Below are 23253 nucleotides of genomic sequence, written 5' to 3'. Positions count from 1 at the left end.
GTCCGCGGAATAGGTCTGTTACCACACCTACATAACCATCCAGCGGAGCATTGCCATGTCTGACCCCGATGCGCTTGTGGCCGAGATCGAAGCGCTGGGCGCGAAACTGGGCGAGGCGAAGGCCTCCATCGCCAAGCGGATCATCGGTCAGGACGAGGTCGTGAACCTTGCCCTGTCGGCGATGCTGTCGGGCGGTCACGCGCTGCTGATGGGCCTGCCGGGGCTGGGCAAGACGCTGTTGGTCGACACCCTGTCGACGGTGATGGGATTGTCGGCCAACCGCATCCAGTTCACCCCCGACCTGATGCCTGCCGATATCCTTGGGTCCGAGGTGCTGGAGACGGCACAGGACGGCAGCCGCAGTTTCCGCTTTCTGCCCGGTCCGATCTTTTGCCAGCTCTTGATGGCCGACGAGATCAACCGCGCCAGCCCCCGCACGCAATCGGCGCTGTTGCAGGCGATGCAGGAACGCGAGGTCACCATCGCGGGTGATCACAAGCCGCTGCCGCGACCGTTCCACGTGCTGGCGACCCAGAACCCCATCGAGCAGGAAGGGACCTATCCCCTGCCCGAGGCGCAGCTTGACCGGTTTCTCGTCAAGATCGACGTGGCCTATCCCGACCGGGATACGGAGCGCGGCATCCTGCTGGCCACGACCGGCACGGAAGAGGCGACATCGCATGCGGTGTTCACCCCCGAGGCGCTCATTGCCGCGCAGGGCGTGGTGCGGCGCATGCCGGTGGGCGAAAGCGTGATGGAGCTGATCCTTGATCTTGTGCGCGCCTGTCGCCCCGAGGCGGAGGAAGCGCCCGAGATCGTGAAGAAAACCGTGGCATGGGGCCCAGGGCCCCGCGCGGCGCAGGCGCTGATGCTGACGGTGCGGGCGCGTGCGCTTCTGGATGGGCGGCTTGCGCCCTCGCCCGAGGATGTGGCGGCGCTGGCGCGTCCGGTTCTCAGCCACCGGATGGCGCTGAGTTTCGGCGCGCGGGCCGAGGGTGCTGTTCTGGAGCAGGTGATCGACGAGGTCACGGCCCGTGTCACCCGGATCGGTCTTGCGGCTTGAGTGACGCAGCGCTCCATACGCCCGAAAGCCTGCGCTCGCGGTCCGAGGCGGTCGCGGCGACGCTGCCTGCGCTGATGGCCGATGCGCAGCATCTGGCGGCGACGGTGCTGTTGGGGGTGCATGGGCGCAAGCGGGCCGGGATGGGCGATGAATTCTGGCAATACCGTCCCGCGCAGGCCGGCGATGGCTATCGCCAGATCGATTGGCGCAGATCGGCGCGGTCGGATGGGCATTTCATCCGCCAGACGGAATGGCAGGCCGCGCAATCGGTGATGCTGGGGGTGGATGATGCCGCCTCCATGACCTTCAGCGGGCATCGCAACCGCCCCTCGAAGCTGCGCCGGGCGCAGACGCTGGCCATGGCGCTGGCGATTGTCGCGGTGCGGGGCGGCGAGCGTGTGGGCCTGACCCATCTGGCCGAACCGCCGCGCGGGGGCACGGCGCAGCTGATGCGCATGGCCCAAGCCCTGATGGAGGGGGAGGCGCCCGGCGATTACGGCGCGCCCAAGCCGCAGACGATGCCGATGGGCGGGCGCGCGGTGTTCCTGTCGGATTTCTTTGGCGATATCGCCGCCATCGAGGCGGCGCTGGGCCGGGCCGCCGACCGCGAGGTCAAGGGCGCGCTGGTGCAGGTTCTGGACCCCGACGAAGAGGTGTTTCCCTATGACGGGCGCACCGTCTTTGAATCGATGACCGGCGCGATCCGGTTCGAGACGCTGAAAGCGCGGAGTTTGCGCGAGGCCTATCTGGCGCGTTTGGCCGAGCGGAAGGCGCATTTGCAGGACCTGTGTCGCCGCACCGGCTGGCGGTATCATCTGCATCACACCGATCAGCCGGCCGAGCCCACGTTGCTGTGGCTCTATCGTGCGCTGGAAAAGGTGCGCGGATGATCGGATCGCTTGCCTTTGCCACGCCGCTTTTGCTGACCGCGCTCATCGGGCTGCCGGTGTTGTGGTGGATCCTGCGCGCGGTGCCGCCTGCGCCGATCCGGCGGCGGTTTCCGGGTGTGGCGTTGCTTTTGGGTCTCAAGGATGACGAGAGCCAGACCGACAAGACGCCGTGGTGGTTGTTGCTGCTCAGGATCGCGGCGCTGGCGGCGGCGATCATCGGGTTTGCGGGGCCTGTGTTGAACCCCGCGACGGTGCGCACGGGCGAGGGGCCGCTTCTGATCGTGATGGATGCCAGCTGGGCCTCGGCCCGCGATTGGTCGGACCGGATCGAGCGGGCGGGGCTGTTGCTGGACGAGGCGGGGCGCGCGGGGCGGCCCGTGGCGGTCGTGGCGCTGACCGATCTGCCGCCGGGCGATCTGCCGCTGCAATCGGCCAATGCCTGGGCGGCGCGGCTGCCTGCGCTGGTGCCCCGGCCCTTTGCGCCCGACATGGCGGCGGCTGTGGAATGGGCGGCGGGGTTGGAGGGGCCGCTCGAGACATGGTGGATCGCCGATGGCCTGGATCATCCGGGCCGGGACGGTGTGACCGAGGCGCTGCGCGCGCTGGGGCCCTTGTCCGTGTTCCAGGGCGACCGCGACGTGGTGGGTCTGGCCCCGGCCCGGTTCGAGGATGGCGCGGTTCGCGTCACGCTGACCCGGCTGGGCGGGGATCTGCCGCTGACGCTGGAGGTGGTGGCCCATGGTCTGGATCCCGCGGGCATCCCAAGGGATCTGGCGCGCAGCGCGGCGGCGTTCGAGGCGGGCGCGACCGAGGCTGTGGCCGAATTCGACCTGCCGCCCGAGTTGCGGAACCGGATCACGCGGTTCGAGATCGCGGGGTTGCGCGGGGCGGGGGCCGTGACGCTCGCCGATGACGGGTTGCAGCGGCGGCAGGTGGCCTTGATCGCGGGGGGCGCGACGGATGAGCAGCAGGCGCTGTTGTCGCCGCTCCATTACCTGCGCCAGGCGTTGGAGCCGACCGCCGATCTGATCGAGGGGGCGCTGTCGGACATGCTGCTCGCCAGCCCCGATGTCATCATCCTCGCCGATATCGCCACCCTGTCCCCCGAGGAAGAGGCGGGGCTGACCGATTGGGTGGAGCGCGGCGGGCTTTTGGTGCGTTTTGCCGGGCCAAGGCTGGCCGCATCCGATGTGGCGCGGGACGAGGCGGGGCTCTTGATGCCCGTGCGCCTGCGCGAAGGCGGGCGGAGCGTGGGCGGCGCGATGAGCTGGGGCGAGCCCAAAAGCCTGCGCCCCTTTCCCGATACCTCGCCGTTTTTCGGGCTGGAGATCCCCGGTGACGTGGAGATCAGCGCGCAGGTCATGGCGCAGCCCGATCCCGAGCTTGCCGCGCGCACCATCGCCTCGCTCACCGATGGCACGCCGCTTGTCACCCGTGCGGGCCATGGGCGGGGATCGGTCGTTTTGTTCCATGTGACGGCCAATGCCGAATGGTCGAGCCTGCCCCTGTCGGGGCTGTTCGTGCAGATGCTGGAGCGGCTGGCGATTTCCACCCGTCCCGCGACGCCCGAGGCGGCCGAGCTGGAGGGCACGATCTGGACGCCCGACCAGGTGCTGGACGGGTTCGGGACGCTGCGCGATGCGGGCACAAGGCCCGGTGTGCCGGGCGAGACCCTGGCCGAAGCGCCGCTTTCCGCCGATCTGTTGCCGGGGCTTTACGCCTCGGAGGCGCGGCGGATCGCGCGCAACGTGGTGACCGCCGAGACGGTGCTGGCCCCGGCAAGCTGGCCTGCCGCCGTTCCGGTCGAGGGTATGAGCGTGATCGCCCCCACCGATCTGATGGCCGGTTTCCTGACGGGGGCGCTGGTGCTGCTGTTGATCGATGCCATCGCGTCCCTGTGGTTGGCGGGGCGGCTGTCGGGGTTTGCGCGGGGGGCTGCGGTTCTGGCGCTGGTCGCCACGCTGCCGCAGGGCGGGCAGGCGCAGGATCTGTCGCCCGAGGATGCGCGCGCGCTTTTGGCCACATCGGAGGTGACGCTGGCCTATGTGCTGACGGGCGATGCGCGGATCGACGACACGTCGCGCGCGGGGTTGCAGGGCCTGTCGAACACGCTGTTCCAGCGCACCTCGGTCGAGCCGAGCGCGCCCATCGGTGTCGACCTGGAACGCGACGAGCTGGCCTTTTTCCCGATGCTCTACTGGCCGGTCACGGCAGAGCAACCCCTGCCCTCGGCGGCGGCCTACCGGCGGCTCAACGATTACCTGCGGTCGGGGGGGATGATCGTGTTCGACACGCGGGACGCCCATGTCGGCGGCTTCGGATCGGGCACGCCCGAGGGGCGGCGGCTGCGCGCGCTGGCGGCTGCGCTTGATATTCCGCCGCTCGAACCCGTGCCGCCGGATCATATCCTGACGCGGACCTTTTACCTGTTGCAGGATTTCCCCGGTCGCCATCTGAGCCGGGATGTCTGGCTGGAAGCCGCCCCGCCGGATGCCGAGGCGGTGGAGGGGATGCCGTTTCGCAATCTCAACGACGGGGTCACGCCGGTCCTGATCGGGGGCAATGATTGGGCGGCGGCCTGGGCGCAGGATGAAACGGGCCGCCCGCTTTTCCCCATCGGGCGGGGGTCGGCCGGCGACCGCCAGCGCGAGATCGCGCTGCGGTTCGGCGTCAACCTGGTGATGTACGTGCTGTCAGGGAATTACAAATCCGATCAGGTGCATGTGCCCGCGCTTTTGGATCGGTTGGGGCAGTAGCATGGCGCAGACGATCCTGTTCGATCCGCTCTTGCCGATGCCGGTGATCTGGGCGCTGGCGGGTATCGTGGTGCTAGTCATCGCGCTGGCGCTGTGGCGGGGGCTGAACGGCTGGCCCTTTCGCCTGTTCGCGGCGGGGGCCTTGCTGGCTGCCCTGTTGAACCCGTCGCTGCAGACCGAGGATCGCGAGCCCATCACCGATATCGTTCTGGTCGTCGTCGATGCCTCGGCCAGCCAGCGGATTTCGGACCGCGCCGATCAGAGCGCCGAGGCCTTGGCCTCGCTGGAGGCCGAGATCGCGGCGATGGGGATGGAGATGCGGCTGTCGACCGTGGCCGATGCCCCCGACAATGGCGGCACGCTGTTGATGGCGGAGCTGAACCGGATGCTGGCCGAGGAACCGCGCGCCCGGATCGCCGGTGCCATTCTCGTCACCGACGGGCAATTGCACGATGCGCAGCTGGTGCCCGATCTGCCCGCGCCGCTGCATGCGCTGCTGACGGGGCGCGCGACGGATTGGGACCGGCGGCTGGTGATCGAAACGGCTCCGGCTTTCGGCATCATCGGCGAAGAATTGATGATGACGCTCCGGATCGAGGATCAGGGGTCCGTGCCCACAGGCCTGTCGGGCCGGGCCGAGATCGCCATCGCCATCGATGGCGGCGAAAGCCGGACCTTTGTCGTTCCGACGAACGAGACGCTGCAATTGCCCCTGACGCTGGAACATGCGGGCCAGAACGTGGTGCAATTCACCATTCCCGAGGCTTCGGGCGAACTGACCGACCGCAACAATGCCGCCGTGGTGCAGATCAACGGCATCCGCGACCGGTTGTCGGTTCTGCTGGTCTCGGGCGAGCCGCATCCGGGCCAGCGCACCTGGCGCAACCTGCTCAAATCGGACCCGTCGGTCGACCTGGTGCATTTCACCATCCTGCGGCCCCCGGATCGGCAGGACGGCGTGCCGGTGACGGAATTGTCGCTGATCGCCTTTCCGACGCGGGAATTGTTCATGGATTCGGTCGATGATTTCGACCTGATCATCTTTGACCGCTACCAACGGCGCGGCATCCTGCCGATGCTCTACATCGACAACATCCGCCGCTACGTCGAGGATGGGGGCGCGCTTTTGTTGGCGGCGGGGCCGGATTATGCCTCGGCGGCGTCGCTTTACCGGACACCCCTGGCCGATATCCTGCCCGGACGGCCCACGGCGCGGGTGATCGAGGCGCCGTTCCTGCCCGAGATTTCCGATCTGGGTCGTCGTCATCCGGTCACGGCGGGGCTGGAGGCCGAGCATGAGCCGCTGGAGGGCAGCGATCAGCCCTGGGGCCGCTGGATGCGGCAGATCGAGGTGACGGAGCAGTCGGGCCAGACGGTGATGACCGGCAATGGCGGCGCGCCCTTGTTGATGCTGGACCGGGTGGGGCAGGGGCGTGTGGCGCTTCTGGCGTCCGACCATGCGTGGCTGTGGGATCGCGGCTACGAGGGGGGCGGCCCGCAGCTGGAGATGCTGCGCAGGTTGGCGCATTGGATGATGGGCGAGCCCGATCTCGAGGAAGAGGCGCTGGTGGCCGAGGCCGATGGCCAGACCATCCGCGTGACGCGCCGCACGCTGGCCGAGGGGGTGGGCGCGTTGCGCGTGACCGCGCCCGATGGGTCCGAGACAGAGATCACGCTGGAGGAAACCGCGCCGGGGCGGTTCACTGCCGAGATCGAGGGGGCGGAACAAGGGCTTTACCGCCTGGCCGAGGGCGATCTGGACACGGTGATCGCGCTGGGCCCGGCAGCGCCGCGCGAGTTCGAGGAAACGATCGCGAGCGGCACAAGGCTGGAGCCGTTGACGGCCCCGCTGACGGGGGCGGTAATGCGGCTGGAGGACGGGATGCCCGACCTGCGGCGGGTGGCCGAGGGGCGCAATGCCTCGGGGCGGGGGTGGATCGGGCTCACGCCGCGCGAGGCCTATCTGACGGTGGATGTGACGGTCACGCCCCTGATCGCGGCCTGGCTGTTCCTGCTGCTTGCGGCGGCGCTGACCGTGGCGGGATGGCTGCGCGAGGGGCGGCGGTAGGGGGTTGCGTCAGGGCTGGGGCCCGAGTGTCAGCATCCTTCCCTGCGACCAACGGATCGCTTCGAAACAGGTTTCTGCACCGCTCGCCCCGCACCAGCCGCCGTCGCGGGCCAGCAACAGGATCGGTATGCTGTTCCATGCGTCCAGACGCCAGCCTTCGACTTGAAAATCCCAGCTTTCGGATCCGACCACTGCGATCAAGCTGCAGCCGCCCGAGCCGCAGTAAAGGCTGGCCGCCGAGGTGCAGCTGAAGCGGGCGGTGTCGACCAGCCGGTCATTCGTGCCGTCGCCATCCAGATCGGCTTCGGTCACAGCATTGCCTGCGTCGAACCGGCCATTTTCGAACCCTGCGCAGTCGGCCTCCGCCTCGGACAGGATATCGGCCACCGGGTCGGCCTGGGCGGCGAACGGCAGGGCAAAAACGAGGATGGTGACGCACAGAAGATTGAAACGTGTCATCGCGTTCTCCCTTGCGCAGCGACTACGCGGGAGTGTGCCGTCAAAATGGTTTGAACACCACGATGATCAGCACGCCGATGGCGCCGAAGACGCTGATCTCGTTGAAGACCCGCAGGTAGAAGTCGCTTTCGGTGAAGATGCCGCGCCGGGCGCGCAGCACGAGCCGCCCGGTCCAGCCGTAATGCGCGGCCAGGAGCGTCACGAGGCCGAGCTTGGTCCAGACCCAGATCGGGTAGCCCCAGAACCAGCCGAGCCAGAGGCCGGTGAGGATGGCGATCACGCCAAGCCCCAGCGAAAAGCGGTAGATGCGGATCGTCAGATCGCCGGTCGGGCCGAATTCCCCCAGCCGCGCATGTTCGCGCTTCCAGAAGATGATCGCACGCGGCACCGCGAAGATGCCCGTCATCCAGCCCAGCACGGCCAGAAGGTGAAGAACCTTGATCCATTCCATGCCCGCAGTTGCCCAGCATTCGCGGGGCGCGGCAAGGCGCGGAGTTGTCTCAGGGCATTTTTCGTTGCCTAATCGTCGTATTGGTTATATTTCTTTACCAATTCAGCGATGAGGAGGATCGCGACATGGAGATGCCGACCCCGGACGCCGCCATTTTATCGCGCAAAAGCAAGATCGTGGAGCTTTTGCGCGCGGCCTTGCCCAAGGCTGCGGTGATTCACGACGAGGCGGAGGTGCGCGCCTATGAATGCGATGCGCTGACCGCCTACCGCTGCCCGCCGCTGGCCGTCGTCCTGCCCGCCACCACCGAGGAGGTCGCCACGGCGCTGCGGATTTGCCATGCCGAGGGCGTTCCGGTCGTGCCGCGCGGTTCGGGAACGTCGCTGGCGGGTGGGGCGCTGCCCACGGCCGACAGCGTGATCCTCGGCGTCGCGCGCATGAACAAGGTGCTCGAGACCGATTACGACAACCGCTTCATCCGGGTGCAGACGGGCCGGACCAACCTGAGCGTGACGGGGGCGGTGGAGCAGGAGGATTTCTTTTACGCGCCCGATCCGTCGAGCCAGCTGGCCTGCGCCATCGCGGGCAATATCGCGATGAATTCGGGCGGCGCGCATTGCCTGAAATACGGGGTGACGACCAACAACCTGCTCGGCGTGACCATGGTCACGATGGCGGGCGAGGTGCTGGAGATCGGCGGCGCGCATCTGGATGCGGGCGGTTATGACCTGTTGGGGGTGATCTGCGGGTCCGAAGGGCAATTGGGCGTGGTGACGGAAGCCACGCTGCGCATCTTGCGCAAGCCCGAGGGCGCGCGGCCCGTCCTGATCGGGTTTGACAGCAACGAGGTGGCGGGGGCCTGTGTCTCGGACATCATCAAGGCGGGTGTTCTGCCGGTCGCCATCGAATTCATGGACCGCCCCTGCATCGAGGCGACGGAAGCCTTTGCCAAGGCGGGCTACCCGATGTGCGAGGCGCTCTTGATCGTCGAGGTGGAGGGCAGCGCGGCCGAGATCGACGCGCAATTGGGCCTGATCGCCGGGATCGCGCGCCGCCACGACCCGGTGGAACTGCGCGAGGCGCAATCGGAGGACGAGGCCAAGCGCATCTGGCTGGGCCGCAAATCGGCCTTTGGCGCGATGGGACAGATCAACGATTACATGTGCCTTGACGGCACGATCCCGGTTTCCGCGTTGCCCTACGTGCTCAAGCGCATCGGCGAGATGTCGAAGGAGTACGGTTTGGGCGTGGCCAATGTGTTCCATGCGGGCGACGGCAACATGCACCCGCTGATCCTGTTCGATGCCAACAAGCCCGGGGATCTGGAACTGTGCGAGGCTTTTGGCGCGGATATCCTGAAGCTGTGCGTCGAGGTGGGCGGATGCCTGACCGGCGAGCATGGCGTGGGGATCGAGAAGCGCGACCTGATGGAGACGCAATTCGCCCCCGCCGACCTGGAGGCGCAGATGCGGGTGAAGGATGTGTTCGATCCCGCATGGTTGCTGAACCCGGCCAAGGTCTTTCCGCTGTCGGTGTCGCGGGAGCGCCGCGAGAGACAGGTCGCCGCCTGACGGCGCCGATCCGCCGGGAGGTTCTGTCTGCCCCTGCCGGACCCACAAGTCCCCAAGCCGGGAGGTTCTGTCTGCCCCTCCCGGACCCACGAGCACCCAAGCCGGGAGGGGCTGTCTGCCCCTCCCGGACCCACCCCGAGAGTTTTCCTGCCAAGATGAAGGATGTGGTCGATGTCGAGCCCCGCCACCGAGAGTGAACTGAGCGAGATGCTGGCCGGCGCCAAGGGGCCGCTCCGCGTGGTCGGGGGCGGGACGCGGCCCGTGGGCCGGCCCGTCGCGGGGGAGGTTCTGTCGGTCGCGGGTCTGTCGGGGATCGAGCTTTATGAACCCGGTGCGCTGACCATCGTGGCCAAGGCGGGCACGCCCCTGGCAGAGGTCGAGGCGGCGCTGGCCGCCGAGGGGCAGCGCCTGCCCTTCGAGCCGATGGATCATCGCGCGCTCCTGGGCACCACGGGCGCGCCCACGATCGGCGGCGTGGTGGCGGCCAATGTCTCGGGGCCGCGGCGCATCCAGGCCGGGGCCTGCCGCGACAGCCTGATCGGGGTGCGGTTCGTCGACGGGTCGGGTGCCATCGTCAAGAACGGGGGCCGGGTGATGAAGAATGTCACGGGCTATGACCTCGTGAAGCTGATGGCGGGCAGTTGGGGCACGCTGGGGGTTCTGACCGAGGTCGCCTTCAAGGTGTTGCCCGCCCCCGAGGCGGCGGCGACGCTGAGCCTTGCGGGGCTTTCCGAGCTGCAGGCGGTGGAGGCGATGGCGGTGGCGCTTGGCTCCCCCTTCGAGGTGACGGGGGCGGCGCATCTGCCCGAGGAGGGGCGGACGCTGTTGCGGATCGAGGGCTTCGCCACGAGCGTGGCCTATCGGGCCGGGCGGCTCGCTGACCTGATGGCGCCCTTTGGCGGGGTCGAGGTGGAGGAGGGCGCCGAGGCCGTGGCGCGGCGCTGGCAGGCTTTGCGCGATGTCGAGGCGTTTGCGGGGCAGGCGGGCGATGTCTGGCGCATCTCGGTCAAGCCCACGGATGGGCCGGGGATCGCTGCGCGCATCGGGGGCCGGGTGATGTTCGACTGGGGCGGCGGGTTGATCTGGGCGCTGGTGCCCGAGGGCACCGACCTGCGCGCCCGGTTGGGCGCATTCGCGGGCCATGCCACGCTGCTGCGCGCCGCGCCCGAGACGCGGGGCCGGATCGCGCCCTTCCAGCCCGAGCCTGCGCCGCTGGCGGCGATTGCGGCAGAGCTGAAGCGGCGTTTCGATCCGCGCGGCATCCTGAACCCCGGCCTGATGGCGGCATGAGGGGGCGGAGGACGATGATCGACACCCTGTCCGTGGCGCTGGCTTCGGCGCTTTTGTTCGGCGCTTTCGCGCTGATGTCGGATCGCAAGCGCGGCGCGTTCCTGGCGCAGGGGGCGCTGGTCGTGGCGGTCGTGGCGATGTTTGTCGCGATCACGGCGCGCGGCACGCTTGCGGGTCTTGCGCCCGAGCGGCTTGCGGCCATCGCCACCGGGCTGATCGCGGCGGCCGTGGCGGGGATGCTCTACCATCTTTATCTCGGGCGGTTCGAGCGGGTCTGGGCCGCACGCGCCGTGTTCAGTGCCGTCTATCTCGGGCTTGCGGGCCTGTTCGGCCTCGTCTTCCTCTCCCTGTTCTGAAAGCGCGACCATGCAGACGACATTCACCCCCGACCAGTTGAAGGACCCCGCGATCCAGCGGTCGAACGAGGTTTTGCGGTCTTGTGTGCATTGCGGGTTCTGCACGGCCACCTGCCCCACCTACCAGGTTCTGGGCGATGAGCTGGACAGCCCGAGGGGGCGCATCTACCTGATCAAGGACATGCTGGAAAAGGGGCGTCCGGCGGATGCCAAGACCGTGCAGCACATCGACCGCTGCCTGTCGTGCCTGGCCTGCATGACCACCTGCCCGTCGGGCGTGCATTACATGCACCTGGTCGATCACGCGCGGGAATATATCGAGCAGACCTACAAGCGGCCCCTGTTCGAGCGGGTATTGCGCTGGGTGCTGGCCAGGATCCTGCCCTATCCGACGCGGTTCCGGGTGGCGTTGCTCGGGGCCAAGATCGGGCGGCCCTTTGCCTTTCTCATGCCCGATGCGCGGCTGAAGGCGATGTTGGCCATGGCGCCCAAGGTCATCCCGCCCGTCAGCCGCAACGATGATCCGCAGGTTTTCGAGGCCGAGGGCGCGCGCAAGATGCGGGTGGCGCTGATGACGGGCTGTGCGCAGCGCGCGCTCAACACCGATATCAACGATGCCACGATCCGGCTTTTGACGCGGCTGGGCTGCGAGGTGGTGATCGCCGAGGGGCAGGGATGCTGCGGCGCGCTGACCCATCACATGGGCAAGACGGGCGAAAGCCATGCGACGGCGGCGAAAAACATCCGGGCCTGGCACCGCGAGATGACGGGCAAGGGCCTCGATGCCATCGTGATCAACACGAGCGGCTGCGGCACCACGGTCAAGGATTACGGGCATATGTTCCGCAACGAGGCGCTGGCGGGGGAGGCCGCGGCGGTCAGTGCCATCGCGATGGATGTGTCCGAGGTGCTGATGAAGCTCGACCTGCCCGAGGGGCGGATGGGCCACAAGGTGGCCTATCACGCGGCCTGTTCGCTGCAGCATGGCCAGAAGATCAAGACCTATCCCAAGGACCTGCTCAAGCGCGCGGGCTTTACGGTGGTGGAGCCCGCCGACAGCCATCTGTGCTGTGGATCGGCGGGGACCTACAACCTGATGCAGCCCGAGATCTCGGGGCAGCTGAAGGCGCGCAAGGTCGAGACGCTGGAGGCGACGGCACCCCAGATCATCGCGGCGGGCAATATCGGCTGCATGATGCAGATCGGGTCGGGGACCGATATTCCCATCGTCCATACGGTCGAATTGCTGGATTGGGCGACGGGCGGGCCACGGCCGGCGGCGCTCGATGCGGCGGGCAAGCGCGAGGTTGCGGTGCCGATCCTGCGGTGAGGCGGGGCTTGGTGTGGGGGTCTTGACCGGGGGGCTTGACGGGGGGCTTTCGCCTTCCCAGCTAAGGGGGGCAGGGGTGCCGCGATGCGGGCCCCCGCGCTTTCACCAAGGGTCGTGCCCGGCATGGGGCGGCCCGAGAACCTCAAGTTGTCGCTCGATGGAGGATGACAGATGCGAACCTATGACCTTTCCCCGCTTTACCGTGCCAGCGTCGGTTTCGACCGGATGGCCGATCTTCTGGACCGCGTGATGTCGCAAGACACCTCCGCGCCCAGCTATCCCCCCTACAATATCGAGAAGACCGGCGAGGATGCCTATCGCATCTCGATCGCGGTTGCAGGCTTCACCGAGGCCGAACTGGGCGTCGAGCAGCGCGAGACCGAACTGGTCGTGACCGCGCGCAAGGCCAAGGACGAGACGCAGCGGACCTATCTGCATCGCGGGATCGCCACGCGCGCTTTTGAAAAGCGGTTCCAGCTGGCCGATCATGTGCGCGTGACCGGCGCGCTGCATGAGAACGGGATGCTGCATATCGATCTGGTCCGCGAGGTGCCCGAGGCGCTGAAACCGCGCCAGATCGAGATTTCGCGCGGCGCGTCGCGGGTGATCGAGGCCGAAACGGCCTGAGCCTGTCGCGGGTGAGCATGGGAAAGGGCGGTCCGGTCGGGTCGCCCTTTTGTCATGGGGCGAGGCGGCGGAGCATCAGCGCCCCGGTGAGCGGTGCGGCGACGCAAAGCGCGATCACCGCGCCATGGCCCATGAGATCGGCCAGCACCGCGCCGAGACCGGGGGCCACGGCAAAGGCGAAAAGCGACAGGCGGGCGACCGCGCCCGCGCTTTCGCCGAAGCCCTGTTCGCCCATCGCCTCGCGGATCACGACGGGCCGCAGGATCGAGATGACGCCGTTGCCCACGCCCTGCGCGATGGCAAAGGCCAGCGCGAGCGCGGGCACGGCGGCGGTGGCCCCCAGCAGGACGGAGGCGGCGGCGAGCATGAGAAAGGCGCCGAGCACCACGGCCCGCGCTGCCACCCGCGCGCCCGCAAGGATCAGGAGAACGCGGCCCGCCACCTGCGCGGGGCCGATGGTGGAGGCGGCAAGGATGGCAAGGGGTGTGGGCACGTCGAGCGCCGCCATGAGCGGCATGAGATTGCTCAGGACGATGCCCACCCCGAGCGAGGTGAGCGCGAAGCCCCCGGCGATGGGCCAGTAGCCGGGGCGGTTGCTGACGCGCGTGCGGGGGGGCGCGGGGCCGGTGGTGGCGGGGGTTCGGGCCTTGGCCTCCCCCTCGAGCCTGTGGGCGGCATAGGCGACCATCGGCAGGACCAGAAGGGCGACAAGGCCCGCCAGCACCCAGACCGAGGCGCGCCAGCCCGCCAGCGCCGTCACGAAAGCCGTGAGCGGATAGGCAAGTGTCGAGGCAAAGCCCGCCGCCAGCGTGATCGCGGTGATCGCGGCCCGCGCACGGGCGCCGCGTGCGCGCGTCACGACCGAGAAACAGGCGTCATAGAGCGTGAAGCCCATCATCAGGCCGAGCCACCCCCAGACGAGGTAGAAGGCCCAAAGCGTTTGCACCTGCGTCAGCGCGGCAAGCCCCGCGATGGCCCCGAGCGTGCCGAGCGGAAAGCCCCAAGGGGCCAGACCCCGGTCGATGGCCCGCCCGACCCAGGGCGCGGCAAGCCCCTGCAGCCCGAGCGCGAGGCTGAAGGCCCCGAGCGCCGCTGTCGCGGACCAGCCGAATTCATCCTGCCAATGCAGCACGAGCGCCGGAAAGCTGTAGAAGATCGCGGCCCAGACGAGCGTTTCGGCGACCATGAAGGCCAGCACCGGCCCGTCGCGCCAGATCGGTGGCGCATCCGTCATGCGATCAGAACCATTGCCCCGGTTCCATCAGGCCCAGTTCCATCAATTGCAGCGAGGACCAGTGAAAGGGCGTGGATTTGTGCCACCGGAAATCGCTGATGTCGTAGCGCGATCCGGGGTTGGTGCGCAGCGCCTTGGCCACCCGGAAGGAACAGATCGCGGCGGTCAGCGAATGATGCCACGGGCAGGCATAGGTGTTGAGTTCCTCGTCGTTGAGCGTGTGGTCCTCGAGAAGGCGCAGGCCGGGACGCGCCTGGAACAGGCCGATGCGGTCGATCTTGCGCTTGGGATTGGGCACATGTTCCTCGAACCGCCAGCGCAGGCCGCCGTAGAAATCGAGTTGCCGGTCCTTGGGGTTGCCGTGTTCGTCCGGTCGCCCCTCGGCGTAATAGCCCGAACTGTCGAGCATCGCGGTGTCGAGCGAGACCGCATCGGGATAGAGCCGGAGGTCGGGGGCATAGAGGTCGATCACATAGGTCAGGATGGCGAAACGGCGTTCTTCCATCACCCAGGTGAACATCTCGCCCACGCTGCGATCCTCGCAGAAGGGATAGAACAGGTATTCCCCGTTGTAGCAGTAATGCAGCCATTCGCCGGGCATCTTTTCGATCAGGATGTTCACGGCGGCCTGTGCCGCGCCGGGGGCGCGGCTGCGGGCGCGGATGACATGCTGCTGGGATTTCACGCCGGCGGGGGGCGGTGGCACGGCAAGGTCGGGGGGCGCCAGCACGAAGATGTGGCGAAACCCCAGGGACCGGACATGTTCGAGGGTCGATGCGACCTCGACCCGATCCTCGGCGATGACAAGCGCTGCCGGACCCTTGCCGAAGGTGCCGGGCCGCACGGCGTCGAATTGATCGAGAGTGTCGAAATCCATCGGGAACGACCGTGCCTTGCCTAAACTGATCTCATCGTGACTGCCGGTGCTGACCTGCGGCGCACCTTGGCGCGAGCGGCGGGGGAATTCAATCGCGCGCATCGGTTGAAGCCGGGCGCTCTGCGCTGTACATGCCGCAGATCAAGGTTTCCTGAAGATATGGCCGGATGCGCGCGATGACCGAGGCGAAAAAGCTCTACGTCAAGACCTATGGCTGCCAGATGAATGTCTATGACAGCGAACGCATGGCCGAAACGCTGGGCGCGCAGGGTTACGTGCAGGTCGACACGCCCGAAGCGGCGGACATGATCTTGCTCAACACCTGCCATATCCGGGAAAAGGCGGCGGAAAAGCTCTATTCCGACCTGGGGCGGCTGAAGCCGCTGCACGAGGAAAAGCCCGATCTCAAGATCGGGGTGGCAGGTTGCGTGGCCCAGGCCGAGGGCGAGGAAATCATGCGCCGGATGCCCATCGTGGATCTGGTCGTGGGGCCGCAGACCTATCACCGCCTGCCCAGGATGATGGAGGCCGTGGATCGCGGCGAACGCGCGCTCGACACCGAGTTTCCCGAGGAAGACAAGTTTGCCCATCTGCCCAAAGATCGCCGCACGCGGCGCGGGCCGACCGCCTTTCTGACGGTGCAGGAAGGCTGCGACAAATTCTGTTCCTTTTGCGTGGTGCCCTATACCCGCGGGGCCGAGGTGAGCCGCCCGGCGCCCCGTCTTTTGGGCGAGGCGCGCGAGCTGGTGGCGCGCGGGGTGCGCGAGATCACGCTTCTGGGCCAGAATGTGAACGCCTATCACGGCGCGGGTGCGGAAGGATCGGAATGGGGTCTGGCGCGGCTGGTGCGCGAATTGGCCCGGATCGAGGGGTTGGACCGTATCCGCTACACCACCTCCCATCCCAATGACATGGAAGACGATCTGATCGCCGCACATGGCGAGTGCGACAAGCTGATGCCCTATCTGCATCTGCCGGTGCAATCGGGGTCGGACCGCATCCTGAAGGCGATGAACCGCAAGCATACCGCCGAAAGCTATATCCGCCTGATCGAGCGCATCCGGGCGGCGCGGCCCGACCTGGTGCTGTCGGGCGATTTCATCGTGGGCTTTCCCGGCGAGACGGAGGCGGATTTCGAGGCGACGCTCGATCTGGTGCGGCAGGTGGGCTATGGCAGCGCCTATACCTTCAAGTATTCGGCCCGTCCCGGCACGCCGGCCGCCGAACGCGCGCCCGTCGATGCGGCCGAGGCCGATGACCGGCTGCAACGCTTGCAGGCGTTGATCACCGAACAGCAGCGCGCCACGCAAAACGCCATGGTCGGGCGGCGTGTGCAGGTCCTGTTCGAGAAACCGGGGCGCATGGAGGGGCAGATCACCGGCAAATCGGAGTATCTGCACGCGGTCCACGTGGAGGGGCCCGAGAGCCTTTTGGGTCAGATCGCGGCGGTGGATATCCTGGCCTCCGGTCCGAATTCGCTGGCGGGGCGGTTGGTGGGTTGAACCGCGCAGGGCGGTTTTTGCGGCGCATCGCGCCCTGCCGTCGCGGGCGTGTTCGGGCAGCGGTGACATCCCCGCCCGTTTTGTTTCCGGATCGGCAACATACCACTTAAGTTTTTTCTTCCCCTTTCGGGGGTTGCTGCTATCGTGCGGCAATCAATGGCGTTTTCGCGTGGCCCCCTGCCAGGGGCCTGATCGCGCCGACCGGGCGAGTAGGAAACTGGGGGAATTTGTTGTGATGACCGGGATGTCACGCATGCTTTGTCGGGTCGTGGGTGGGGCGGCTCTTTTTGCCAGCGTGCTGGCCTTGGTGCCGGGGACTGCGATGGCGCAGGATCGCAGCGGCGTCACCGGGCGGGTGCAGCCCGGTCTGTGGATCGATCCCGACGGCTGCATGCATTGGGTCGCCGATGGCGGTTCCGAAGGCTACATGGAAGGCCGGGTGAACCCGCAAAACGGCATGCCCGTCTGCCTTGACGTCAATACCTGCGCGGTGACCAACACCGATGTCCTGTTCCAGACCGACAGCGCGCGGTTGACCCATTCGGGCCGGGCGCAGCTGGAACAATTCTTCCGTTCGGCGGGGGCCTTTGCCTATGCGGTCTACGGGCATACCGACAGCCGGGCCTCGGACGAATACAACATGGCGCTGAGCCAGCGCCGCGCCGCCGCCGTCGCCGATGTCGCGCGGTCTGTCGGGGCACGGGTCGCGCGCGAGATCGGTTTCGGCGAACGCCGCCCCGCCGCGTCGAACGCCACCGCAGCGGGCATGCAGCAGAACCGCCGCGTCGAAATCGTGTGTTATCGCTGAGGGTTGGGTATCATGGCACATATCATCAAGAGCGGTGTACTGGTCCTTGCGATGCTCGGCCTATCGGGCTGTATCGGCGTGCGCCCCTCGACCGGGTCCGGCAACGAGGTCGTGGCGGTCGGTGAGGATCGCGGGATCGACAGCGGCAGCCTGAGCCAGCTGGAGGCGGGCATCTACATCGACCCGGACGGCTGCCATATCTGGATGATCGACGATGGCCTCGAAGGCTATTGGTCGCGGCGGCGCGACCCGGTCTCGGGTCTGCCGGTCTGTACCCCCGTGGCCGCGCCCAATTCCATCGTGGGCGATTTCCGCGCGGGCAGCCGCGGGCGCGATTGGGTTCCGGCGGGGCGCTGAGCGACGGAACAAGCGGATCATTGTGACGGGCACCTTGGCGGGTGCCCGTTTTTCCGTCGCGGATGGGACAGGATCAAGAAACTTTGACGACAAGGACCACAACCTGTTGCGTTGTGCCCTGCCTGTCGGCACAGTCTGTACCAGACGCAACCCCAAACCGGAGCGTGATTTGGCGATCACCACCTTGGCGGCCCCCACGGAAGGCACCCCGGTCGAGCTGTCGCTCGAGTTTCCCGACAACCGTCTGCTGATCGAGCTTTGCGGCGAATTCGATCGCAACCTGGCCCAGATCGAGCATCTTCTGTCGGTCCATGTGCTGCGACGGGGCAACCAGCTGGCCGTTCTGGGCGAGGCCCGTGCCGAGGCGGCGGAGGTTTTGCGCAAGCTCTATGCAAGGCTCGAGGCCGGTCGCGGTCTGGAACCCGGCGATATCGATGCCGCCGTCCGGCTGGGCGGCTCGACCGAGGCGACGGGCGTTCGCGCGGGCGACCAGATCGAGATGTTCCAGCGCGGACAGCTGGAGATCGGCACGCGGAAAAAGACTGTCGAACCGAGGACCGAGGCGCAGCAGGCCTATGTCCGCGCGCTCTATGAACACGAGCTGGCCTTCGGCATCGGGCCTGCGGGCACGGGCAAGACCTATCTGGCGGTCGCGGTCGCCGTGAACCAGCTGATCAACGGACGCGTCGACAAGATCATCCTCAGCCGTCCCGCCGTCGAGGCGGGCGAGCGTCTGGGCTTTTTGCCCGGCGACATGAAGGACAAGGTCGACCCCTACATGCAGCCGCTTTACGACGCGCTGAACGATTTCCTGCCGGGCCGCCAGCTGCAAAAGCTGATGGAGGAAAAGACGATCGAGATCGCGCCCTTGGCCTTCATGCGCGGGCGCACCTTGTCCAGCGCCTATGTCGTGCTGGACGAGGCGCAGAATGCGACCGGCATGCAGATGAAGATGTTCCTGACCCGTCTGGGCCGGGGCAGCCGCATGGTCATCACCGGTGACCGGAGCCAGGTCGACCTGCCGCGCGGCGTGACCTCGGGGCTGGCCGAGGCGGAGCGTATCCTGAAGAGCGTAAATGGTATCTCGTTCAACTACTTCACCGCCAAGGACGTGGTCCGCCACCCGATGGTCGCCAAGATCATCGAAGCCTATGATGCGGACGCGCAACCCGGCTGATCCATCGGGGATCGGGCGGAGGGCCTGTCTGGGTCTTGTCGGGGCCGCGGTCCTGTCTGCCCCCCACGTGCTGCGCGCCGAGACCCTGCGCGCCGAGACTCTGCGCGATGTCGATGTCGTGGTCATCGGGGCCGGGTCCGCCGGGATTTCGGCGGCCCGCCAGTTGATCGCCTGGGACTACGAGGTGGCGGTGCTGGAGGCGCGGGGCCGCATCGGCGGGCGGGCCTGGACCGATCCGGGCGCGCTGGGCCTGCCCTGGGATCGGGGGGCGCAATGGCTGCACAATGGCGGGGACAACCCGCTCAGGCGGCTGGCGCGGGATCTGGGCCTGTCCCTGACGGCCAGCGATTTCGAGGACATGACCGCGAGCGGCACCCCGCTTGACCCGCGCCATGCGGCCGAGCGGCTTCTGGCGGCGCTCGATGTCTTCGATGCGGGGCTTGATGCGATGGCGGGCGGGACCCCGCCGGGGGCCACGCTTGCCACGCTTCTGGGCGGCGATCCTTGGACGGATGCGGCGCTCAGGCTTTCGGCCATTTCGCTTGGCGGGGACCCGGACCAGCTGTCGCTGGCGGATGCGATCACGCTTGCCTCCGGTCAGGATTGGTTGGTGGAGGGGGGCACCGGCGGGCTTTTGTCACGGTTGGCTGCCGGTTTGCCGATCCACACCGGCCATGCCGTCACGGGCATCGACCTGCGGCCCGCCGATCATGTCGCGGTCACGGGCGGTTTCGGCACGATCCGGGCCGGGCAGGTGGTGGTGACCGTGCCGCCGCCCGTCCTGGCCGCAGGCGGTATCCGGTTTACCCCCGACCTGCCCCCGGCCCATGGGCAGGCCATGGCCGCGCTGGAAGGGGCCGAATTCCTGAAGGTCGGATTTCGCCTCGCGGAACGGCCTGCCGAGGCTGCCGAATTCCAGCTCGACCTGCCCCGGCTGGAGGCGGGGGAGGGGGCCTTGATCCATCTCGATCCCAGGATGCCGGTCGCGGCGGTGATTTTCTCCGGGCGCCCCGCAGAGGCGCTGCGCCGGAGCGGCGCTCAGGCGGTGATCGCCGAGGCCGCGGAGGTATTGCGCCGCCAGACGGGCCTGACCGGCATCGCCTCTGCCTGGAATGATTGGTCGGCCGATCCGTTCAGCCTTGGCCCATGGGCGCGGCCCCGTCCCGGTGCCGAGGAGGCGCGCGAGATCTATGCCACCCCCATCGACGAAAGGCTCTTCATGGCGGGAGAGGCCGCCCCCGGCCCCCTTGCCCTGACGCTGGGCGGGGCATGGGAGGCGGGGCTGGCCGCGGCAGAGGCGATCTGGGAGGTGACCTGAGCCGCCGCGGTTGACGGCGCGCGCGGCGCAGGGCATGGGCCGGGAATGGAGATCGACATTCTCATCGAGGACGACGGCTGGGACGCCGAGGCACTGGACCGCATCGCGGAGGCGGCGCTGTCTGGTGTGCTGTCCGAGCTTGGGCTTGCGTCCGAGGGGGTCGTGGTGTCGATCCTTGCCTGCGACGATCACCGGATCGCGGCCCTCAACGCGGAATTCCGGGACAAGCCCACGCCCACCAACGTGCTGTCCTGGCCGTCGGAAGATCGTGCCGCCGAAGAGCCGGGCGCGCTGCCCGACCTGTCGGACCTGTCCGATCCCGACCTCGACGGCCCGCCCGCCGAACTGGGCGATATCGCGCTGGCGCTGGGCGTTCTGACCCGCGAGGCGGCGGAGGCGGGCAAGCCGTTCGAGCATCATCTGACCCATCTGGTGGTGCATGGCCTGCTGCACCTGTTGGGTTTCGATCACATATCCGACCCCGATGCCGCCTTGATGGAGGGTCTTGAGACCCGCATCCTTGCAAGATTGGGTATCCCTGACCCATATTGAAGCTGCGGGCCGCCTAGGGTCCGTGCAGTTCCGGAAAGGAGCCATGAGCTCGAACCCTGATCCCTCGTCTCCTGCGGCGCATGGCGCGCAGGAAGAGGAAGACGATCCCGGGCCCCAGAGGCAGGGATTTTTCGCCAGATTGTTCGGTGCATCCGAGGATGCCGAACCCAACACCTCCACAACCGGAGACAGCGCCCCCGCGAATGGGGTGACCGTGGCCCAGATGCCCGTTCTGGGCATGTCGAACCTGCGGCGGATGCGGGTCGAGGATGTCGCCATCCCCCGCGCCGAGATCGAATCCGTTTCGGCGGACGAGGATCTGCAAGGCCTGGTCAAGGTGTTCCGCGACAGCGGCATGACGCGCCTGCCGGTCTATGAGGGTACGCTCGACAGCCCGCTTGGGCTTGTCCATCTCAAGGACGTGGCGCTGCGCTACGGGTTCAACGGCAAGGCGCAGGATTTCTCGCTGCGCACGATGCTGCGGCCGCTCCTTTACGTGCCGCCCTCGATGCCCATCGGCGTGCTTTTGACCAAGATGCAGACCGAACGCACCCATATGGCTTTGGTGATCGACGAATATGGCGGGGTCGACGGGCTGGTGACGATCGAGGATCTGATCGAACAGGTCATCGGCGAGATCGAGGATGAGCACGACATCGAAGAGGCCCAGCCCTGGACCCGCGAAGGCGAAAGGCAATGGCTGGCGCTGGCCCGTGCGCCGCTCGACGAATTCGAGGCGGAACTGGGCATCGCACTGTCCGAGGTCGATGACGAGGAAGAGGTCGACACGCTGGGCGGTCTGGTCTTCTTGTTGTCGGGCCGGGTGCCCGCGCGGGGCGAGGTCGTGCCCCATCCCTCGGGCGTGGAATTCGAGGTGATCGATGCCGATCCGCGCCGGATCAAGCGGTTGCGCGTCAGGGTCCCGAAAGGGGCCGCCGCTTGACGCAACCCGTGCCGGCTGCGTCTGCGGTGCCTGATCCGGGCGCGCGCGCGCGGCTGGCGCTGGCCGCATTGGCGGGGGCTGTCGCGGCCTTTGGTCTTGCGCCCTTCGATCTGTGGCTGCTCGGCTGGGCCGGGTTCGCGGTGCTGATGGGGCTGGTGGCCCGCGCCCCCGGCGCGCGGCAGGCGGCGCTTGCGGCCTGGATCGGGGGGAGCGCCTATTTCGCCGTCGCGCTGCATTGGATCGTCGAGCCCTTTTTCGTCGATGCGGCGCGTCATGGCTGGATGGCCCCCTTTGCCCTTGCGCTGATGGCCGGGGGGCTGGCGCTGTTCTGGGCGCTGGCGGGATGGGGAATGGCGCGGCTTGTGCCCGTGGGGCGGAGCGGCCTGCGGCTGGTGGTCATAGCGGGTTTGCTGGGTCTGGCCGAGCTGGCGCGGGCCAGCATCCTGACGGGATTTCCATGGGCCCATCCCGGTCACATCCTGATCGGGGCGCCGCTCTTGCCGCTGGCCGCGCTGATCGGTCCGCATGGAATGACCGCCATCGTTCTGGTGGTCGCGGCTGGCATGGCCCATGCGGTGCTGTCGCGGCCCCTGATGGTGCCGGTCCGGGCGGCTGGCCTGCTCTTCGCGGTGCTCATCGCCGGTGCCGTGGCCCCGCCCGCCCCCGCGCCTGCGCCGACGGCACCCATCGTGCGGTTGGTGCAGCCCAATGCGCCGCAGCATCTGAAATGGCGCGCCGACATGATCCCCGTCTTTTTCCAGCGGGGTCTGGACCTGACCGCCGCCGCCCCGGAAACCGGCGCGGCGCCGTCGCTTGTCGTCTGGCCCGAAACCGCCCTGCCGGTGCTGCTGGATCAATCCGCGCCCGAGCGGTTGCGCATCGCCCGTGCGGCGGGTGCCGCGCAGGTGCTGATCGGCGGTCAACGCTACGAAGGCTTCAGGCCGCGCAACACATCCGCGCTGCTGGCCCCCGGTGGGGCGATCGCGGCGATCCATGACAAGCATCACCTCGTGCCCTTTGGCGAATACATGCCGGGGGGCGGCATGGCCGAGGCATTTGGCCTGCGGGGGCTCGCAGAGGTTCTGGGGGGCGGCTATACGCCCGGCCCCGGCCCCGCGCTGCTCGACATGGGGGCGGGGCTGGGACGTGCCTTTCCGATGATCTGCTACGAGGCGATCTTTCCCGGCTATATCCGGCAGGTCGCGCGCCCAGACTGGATGGTGCATCTGACCAATGATGCCTGGTTCGGCAGCTTTTCCGGGCCCTATCAGCATCTGGCGCTGGCCCGATTGCGCGCCGCCGAACAGGGTCTGCCGGTTCTGAGGGCGGCCAATACCGGCGTCTCGGCGGTGATCGATGCGCGCGGGCGCGTGGTGGCCTCGCTGCCCCTGAACGCGGCGGGCTATCTGGATGCGCCCCTGCCGCCCGCCCTGCCACCGACGCTTTATGCGCGGATGGGCGATTTTCCCGTCATCTTCCTTGTTCTTTTTGCAACAACGCTGGCCCTGCTGGCCGCGCGCCGCGTCCGGCCATTGCACCTCGGCGCATAAGGGCGTACGGCGCGACATCACAGCCCCACAACGGCTTCCTGGCGTGGGGACGATCAACAATGGAGCACTCTCAG

At 67.8% G+C, this 23253-nt stretch carries 21 protein-coding genes and 1 riboswitch; of the genes, 17 read left to right on the top strand and 4 right to left on the bottom strand.

All coding sequences use genetic code 11. The features are described from left to right. The first annotated feature begins 55 nt into the window (after positions 1–55). From AABA51_RS14320 to AABA51_RS14305, 4 genes are read left to right on the top strand one after another with little or no spacing between them, the layout of a single operon-like run. Positions 56–1063: an AAA family ATPase gene (locus AABA51_RS14320; protein ID WP_338272671.1), complete on the top strand. Its 1008-nt coding sequence runs from the start codon at positions 56–58 to the stop codon at positions 1061–1063. Beyond that, positions 1060–1953, top strand: coding sequence for a DUF58 domain-containing protein (locus AABA51_RS14315; protein WP_338272669.1), 894 nt, complete (start codon positions 1060–1062; stop codon positions 1951–1953). Before AABA51_RS14320 ends, AABA51_RS14315 begins: the two co-directional genes overlap by 4 nt. After that, positions 1950–4709: a DUF4159 domain-containing protein gene (locus tag AABA51_RS14310; RefSeq protein WP_338272668.1), complete on the top strand. Its 2760-nt coding sequence runs from the start codon at positions 1950–1952 to the stop codon at positions 4707–4709. The genes AABA51_RS14315 and AABA51_RS14310 overlap by 4 nt, the downstream gene beginning before the upstream one ends. Position 4710: 1 nt before the next feature. Beyond that, positions 4711–6777 carry a hypothetical protein gene (locus AABA51_RS14305; RefSeq protein ID WP_338272667.1) on the top strand — a complete coding sequence of 689 codons (2067 nt, stop codon included), beginning with the start codon at positions 4711–4713 and terminating at the stop codon, positions 6775–6777. A 9-nt stretch (positions 6778–6786) separates the two neighbouring features. Here the strand turns inward: AABA51_RS14305 and AABA51_RS14300 are convergent, their stop codons facing one another. After that, positions 6787–7236, bottom strand: a complete 450-nt coding sequence (locus AABA51_RS14300; protein ID WP_338272666.1) for a hypothetical protein — start codon at positions 7234–7236, stop codon at positions 6787–6789. A 40-nt stretch (positions 7237–7276) separates the two neighbouring features. Next, the gene (locus AABA51_RS14295) at positions 7277–7687 is read right to left on the bottom strand and encodes a CopD family protein (protein ID WP_338272665.1); all 411 of its coding nucleotides are present in this window, start codon (positions 7685–7687) and stop codon (positions 7277–7279) included. 125 nt (positions 7688–7812) lie between these two features. Here AABA51_RS14295 and AABA51_RS14290 point away from each other — a divergent pair, with 125 nt between their 5' ends. The 5 genes from AABA51_RS14290 (at position 7813) to AABA51_RS14270 (ending at position 12861) form a co-directional block, all read left to right on the top strand. Continuing rightward, positions 7813–9258, top strand: coding sequence for an FAD-linked oxidase C-terminal domain-containing protein (locus AABA51_RS14290; RefSeq protein WP_338272664.1), 1446 nt, complete (start codon positions 7813–7815; stop codon positions 9256–9258). 171 nt (positions 9259–9429) lie between these two features. Continuing rightward, positions 9430–10548, top strand: a complete 1119-nt coding sequence (locus AABA51_RS14285) for an FAD-binding protein (protein WP_338272663.1) — start codon at positions 9430–9432, stop codon at positions 10546–10548. 14 nt (positions 10549–10562) lie between these two features. Then, positions 10563–10904 (top strand): hypothetical protein, encoded by a 342-nt coding sequence (locus tag AABA51_RS14280; protein WP_338272662.1) that lies wholly within the window; start codon positions 10563–10565, stop codon positions 10902–10904. A 10-nt stretch (positions 10905–10914) separates the two neighbouring features. Further along, positions 10915–12234: a glycolate oxidase subunit GlcF gene (glcF, locus tag AABA51_RS14275; protein ID WP_338272660.1), complete on the top strand. Its 1320-nt coding sequence runs from the start codon at positions 10915–10917 to the stop codon at positions 12232–12234. Positions 12235–12405: 171 nt separating this feature from the next. Continuing rightward, complete coding sequence (locus AABA51_RS14270) at positions 12406–12861, top strand: Hsp20 family protein (protein WP_338272659.1); 456 nt, start codon at positions 12406–12408, stop codon at positions 12859–12861. Between the two features lie 52 nt (positions 12862–12913). Here the strand turns inward: AABA51_RS14270 and AABA51_RS14265 are convergent, their stop codons facing one another. Together AABA51_RS14265 and AABA51_RS14260 are read right to left on the bottom strand one after the other, a co-directional pair. Continuing rightward, entirely contained in the window at positions 12914–14095 is a 1182-nt protein-coding gene (locus tag AABA51_RS14265; RefSeq protein WP_338272658.1) for an MFS transporter, read from the bottom strand. A gap of 4 nt (positions 14096–14099) precedes the next feature. Beyond that, complete coding sequence (locus tag AABA51_RS14260; protein WP_338272657.1) at positions 14100–14972, bottom strand: hypothetical protein; 873 nt, start codon at positions 14970–14972, stop codon at positions 14100–14102. A gap of 176 nt (positions 14973–15148) precedes the next feature. Here AABA51_RS14260 and miaB point away from each other — a divergent pair, with 176 nt between their 5' ends. From miaB to lnt, 8 genes are all read left to right on the top strand, one after another. After that, positions 15149–16474 carry a tRNA (N6-isopentenyl adenosine(37)-C2)-methylthiotransferase MiaB gene (gene miaB, locus AABA51_RS14255; protein ID WP_338276618.1) on the top strand — a complete coding sequence of 442 codons (1326 nt, stop codon included), beginning with the start codon at positions 15149–15151 and terminating at the stop codon, positions 16472–16474. A 244-nt stretch (positions 16475–16718) separates the two neighbouring features. Further along, on the top strand, positions 16719–17282 hold the full coding sequence (locus AABA51_RS14250) for an OmpA family protein (RefSeq protein WP_338272656.1): 564 nt from the start codon (positions 16719–16721) through the stop codon (positions 17280–17282). Between the two features lie 12 nt (positions 17283–17294). Next, entirely contained in the window at positions 17295–17639 is a 345-nt protein-coding gene (locus AABA51_RS14245) for a hypothetical protein (protein ID WP_338272655.1), read from the top strand. Between the two features lie 169 nt (positions 17640–17808). Next, complete coding sequence (locus AABA51_RS14240; RefSeq protein WP_338272654.1) at positions 17809–18816, top strand: PhoH family protein; 1008 nt, start codon at positions 17809–17811, stop codon at positions 18814–18816. After that, positions 18791–20134, top strand: a complete 1344-nt coding sequence (locus AABA51_RS14235) for a flavin monoamine oxidase family protein (protein ID WP_338272653.1) — start codon at positions 18791–18793, stop codon at positions 20132–20134. Before AABA51_RS14240 ends, AABA51_RS14235 begins: the two co-directional genes overlap by 26 nt. 45 nt (positions 20135–20179) lie before the next feature. After that, the gene (ybeY, locus tag AABA51_RS14230; RefSeq protein WP_338272652.1) at positions 20180–20686 is read left to right on the top strand and encodes an rRNA maturation RNase YbeY; all 507 of its coding nucleotides are present in this window, start codon (positions 20180–20182) and stop codon (positions 20684–20686) included. 43 nt (positions 20687–20729) lie between these two features. After that, positions 20730–21629 (top strand): transporter associated domain-containing protein, encoded by a 900-nt coding sequence (locus AABA51_RS14225; RefSeq protein WP_277826154.1) that lies wholly within the window; start codon positions 20730–20732, stop codon positions 21627–21629. 26 nt (positions 21630–21655) lie between these two features. Next, a complete protein-coding gene (gene lnt / locus AABA51_RS14220; RefSeq protein ID WP_338272650.1) occupies positions 21656–23179 on the top strand; it encodes an apolipoprotein N-acyltransferase in 1524 nt (507 codons plus the stop codon). Between the two features lie 19 nt (positions 23180–23198). Beyond that, positions 23199–23246, top strand: a riboswitch (SAM-SAH riboswitch). The last annotated feature ends 7 nt before the right edge of the window (positions 23247–23253 follow it).

The organism is Roseicyclus marinus (assembly GCF_036322625.1).
Classification (GTDB): domain Bacteria; phylum Pseudomonadota; class Alphaproteobacteria; order Rhodobacterales; family Rhodobacteraceae; genus Roseicyclus; species Roseicyclus marinus_A.
The sequence above is the reverse complement of the archived record's forward strand: the minus strand, read 5'-3'. Positions and strand labels throughout refer to the sequence as shown.

Coding starts and splice junctions, on each gene's coding strand:
- AABA51_RS14320 (WP_338272671.1), top strand. CDS start 56: ATGTCTGACCCCGATGCGCTTGTGGCCGAGATCGAAGCGCTGGGCGCG.
- AABA51_RS14310 (WP_338272668.1), top strand. CDS start 1,950: ATGATCGGATCGCTTGCCTTTGCCACGCCGCTTTTGCTGACCGCGCTC.
- AABA51_RS14305 (WP_338272667.1), top strand. CDS start 4,711: ATGGCGCAGACGATCCTGTTCGATCCGCTCTTGCCGATGCCGGTGATC.
- AABA51_RS14300 (WP_338272666.1), bottom strand. CDS start 7,236: ATGACACGTTTCAATCTTCTGTGCGTCACCATCCTCGTTTTTGCCCTG.
- AABA51_RS14295 (WP_338272665.1), bottom strand. CDS start 7,687: ATGGAATGGATCAAGGTTCTTCACCTTCTGGCCGTGCTGGGCTGGATG.
- AABA51_RS14290 (WP_338272664.1), top strand. CDS start 7,813: ATGGAGATGCCGACCCCGGACGCCGCCATTTTATCGCGCAAAAGCAAG.
- AABA51_RS14285 (WP_338272663.1), top strand. CDS start 9,430: ATGTCGAGCCCCGCCACCGAGAGTGAACTGAGCGAGATGCTGGCCGGC.
- AABA51_RS14280 (WP_338272662.1), top strand. CDS start 10,563: ATGATCGACACCCTGTCCGTGGCGCTGGCTTCGGCGCTTTTGTTCGGC.
- glcF (WP_338272660.1), top strand. CDS start 10,915: ATGCAGACGACATTCACCCCCGACCAGTTGAAGGACCCCGCGATCCAG.
- AABA51_RS14270 (WP_338272659.1), top strand. CDS start 12,406: ATGCGAACCTATGACCTTTCCCCGCTTTACCGTGCCAGCGTCGGTTTC.
- AABA51_RS14265 (WP_338272658.1), bottom strand. CDS start 14,095: ATGACGGATGCGCCACCGATCTGGCGCGACGGGCCGGTGCTGGCCTTC.
- AABA51_RS14260 (WP_338272657.1), bottom strand. CDS start 14,972: ATGGATTTCGACACTCTCGATCAATTCGACGCCGTGCGGCCCGGCACC.
- miaB (WP_338276618.1), top strand. CDS start 15,149: ATGACCGAGGCGAAAAAGCTCTACGTCAAGACCTATGGCTGCCAGATG.
- AABA51_RS14250 (WP_338272656.1), top strand. CDS start 16,719: ATGTCACGCATGCTTTGTCGGGTCGTGGGTGGGGCGGCTCTTTTTGCC.
- AABA51_RS14245 (WP_338272655.1), top strand. CDS start 17,295: ATGGCACATATCATCAAGAGCGGTGTACTGGTCCTTGCGATGCTCGGC.
- AABA51_RS14235 (WP_338272653.1), top strand. CDS start 18,791: ATGATGCGGACGCGCAACCCGGCTGATCCATCGGGGATCGGGCGGAGG.
- ybeY (WP_338272652.1), top strand. CDS start 20,180: ATGGAGATCGACATTCTCATCGAGGACGACGGCTGGGACGCCGAGGCA.
- AABA51_RS14225 (WP_277826154.1), top strand. CDS start 20,730: ATGAGCTCGAACCCTGATCCCTCGTCTCCTGCGGCGCATGGCGCGCAG.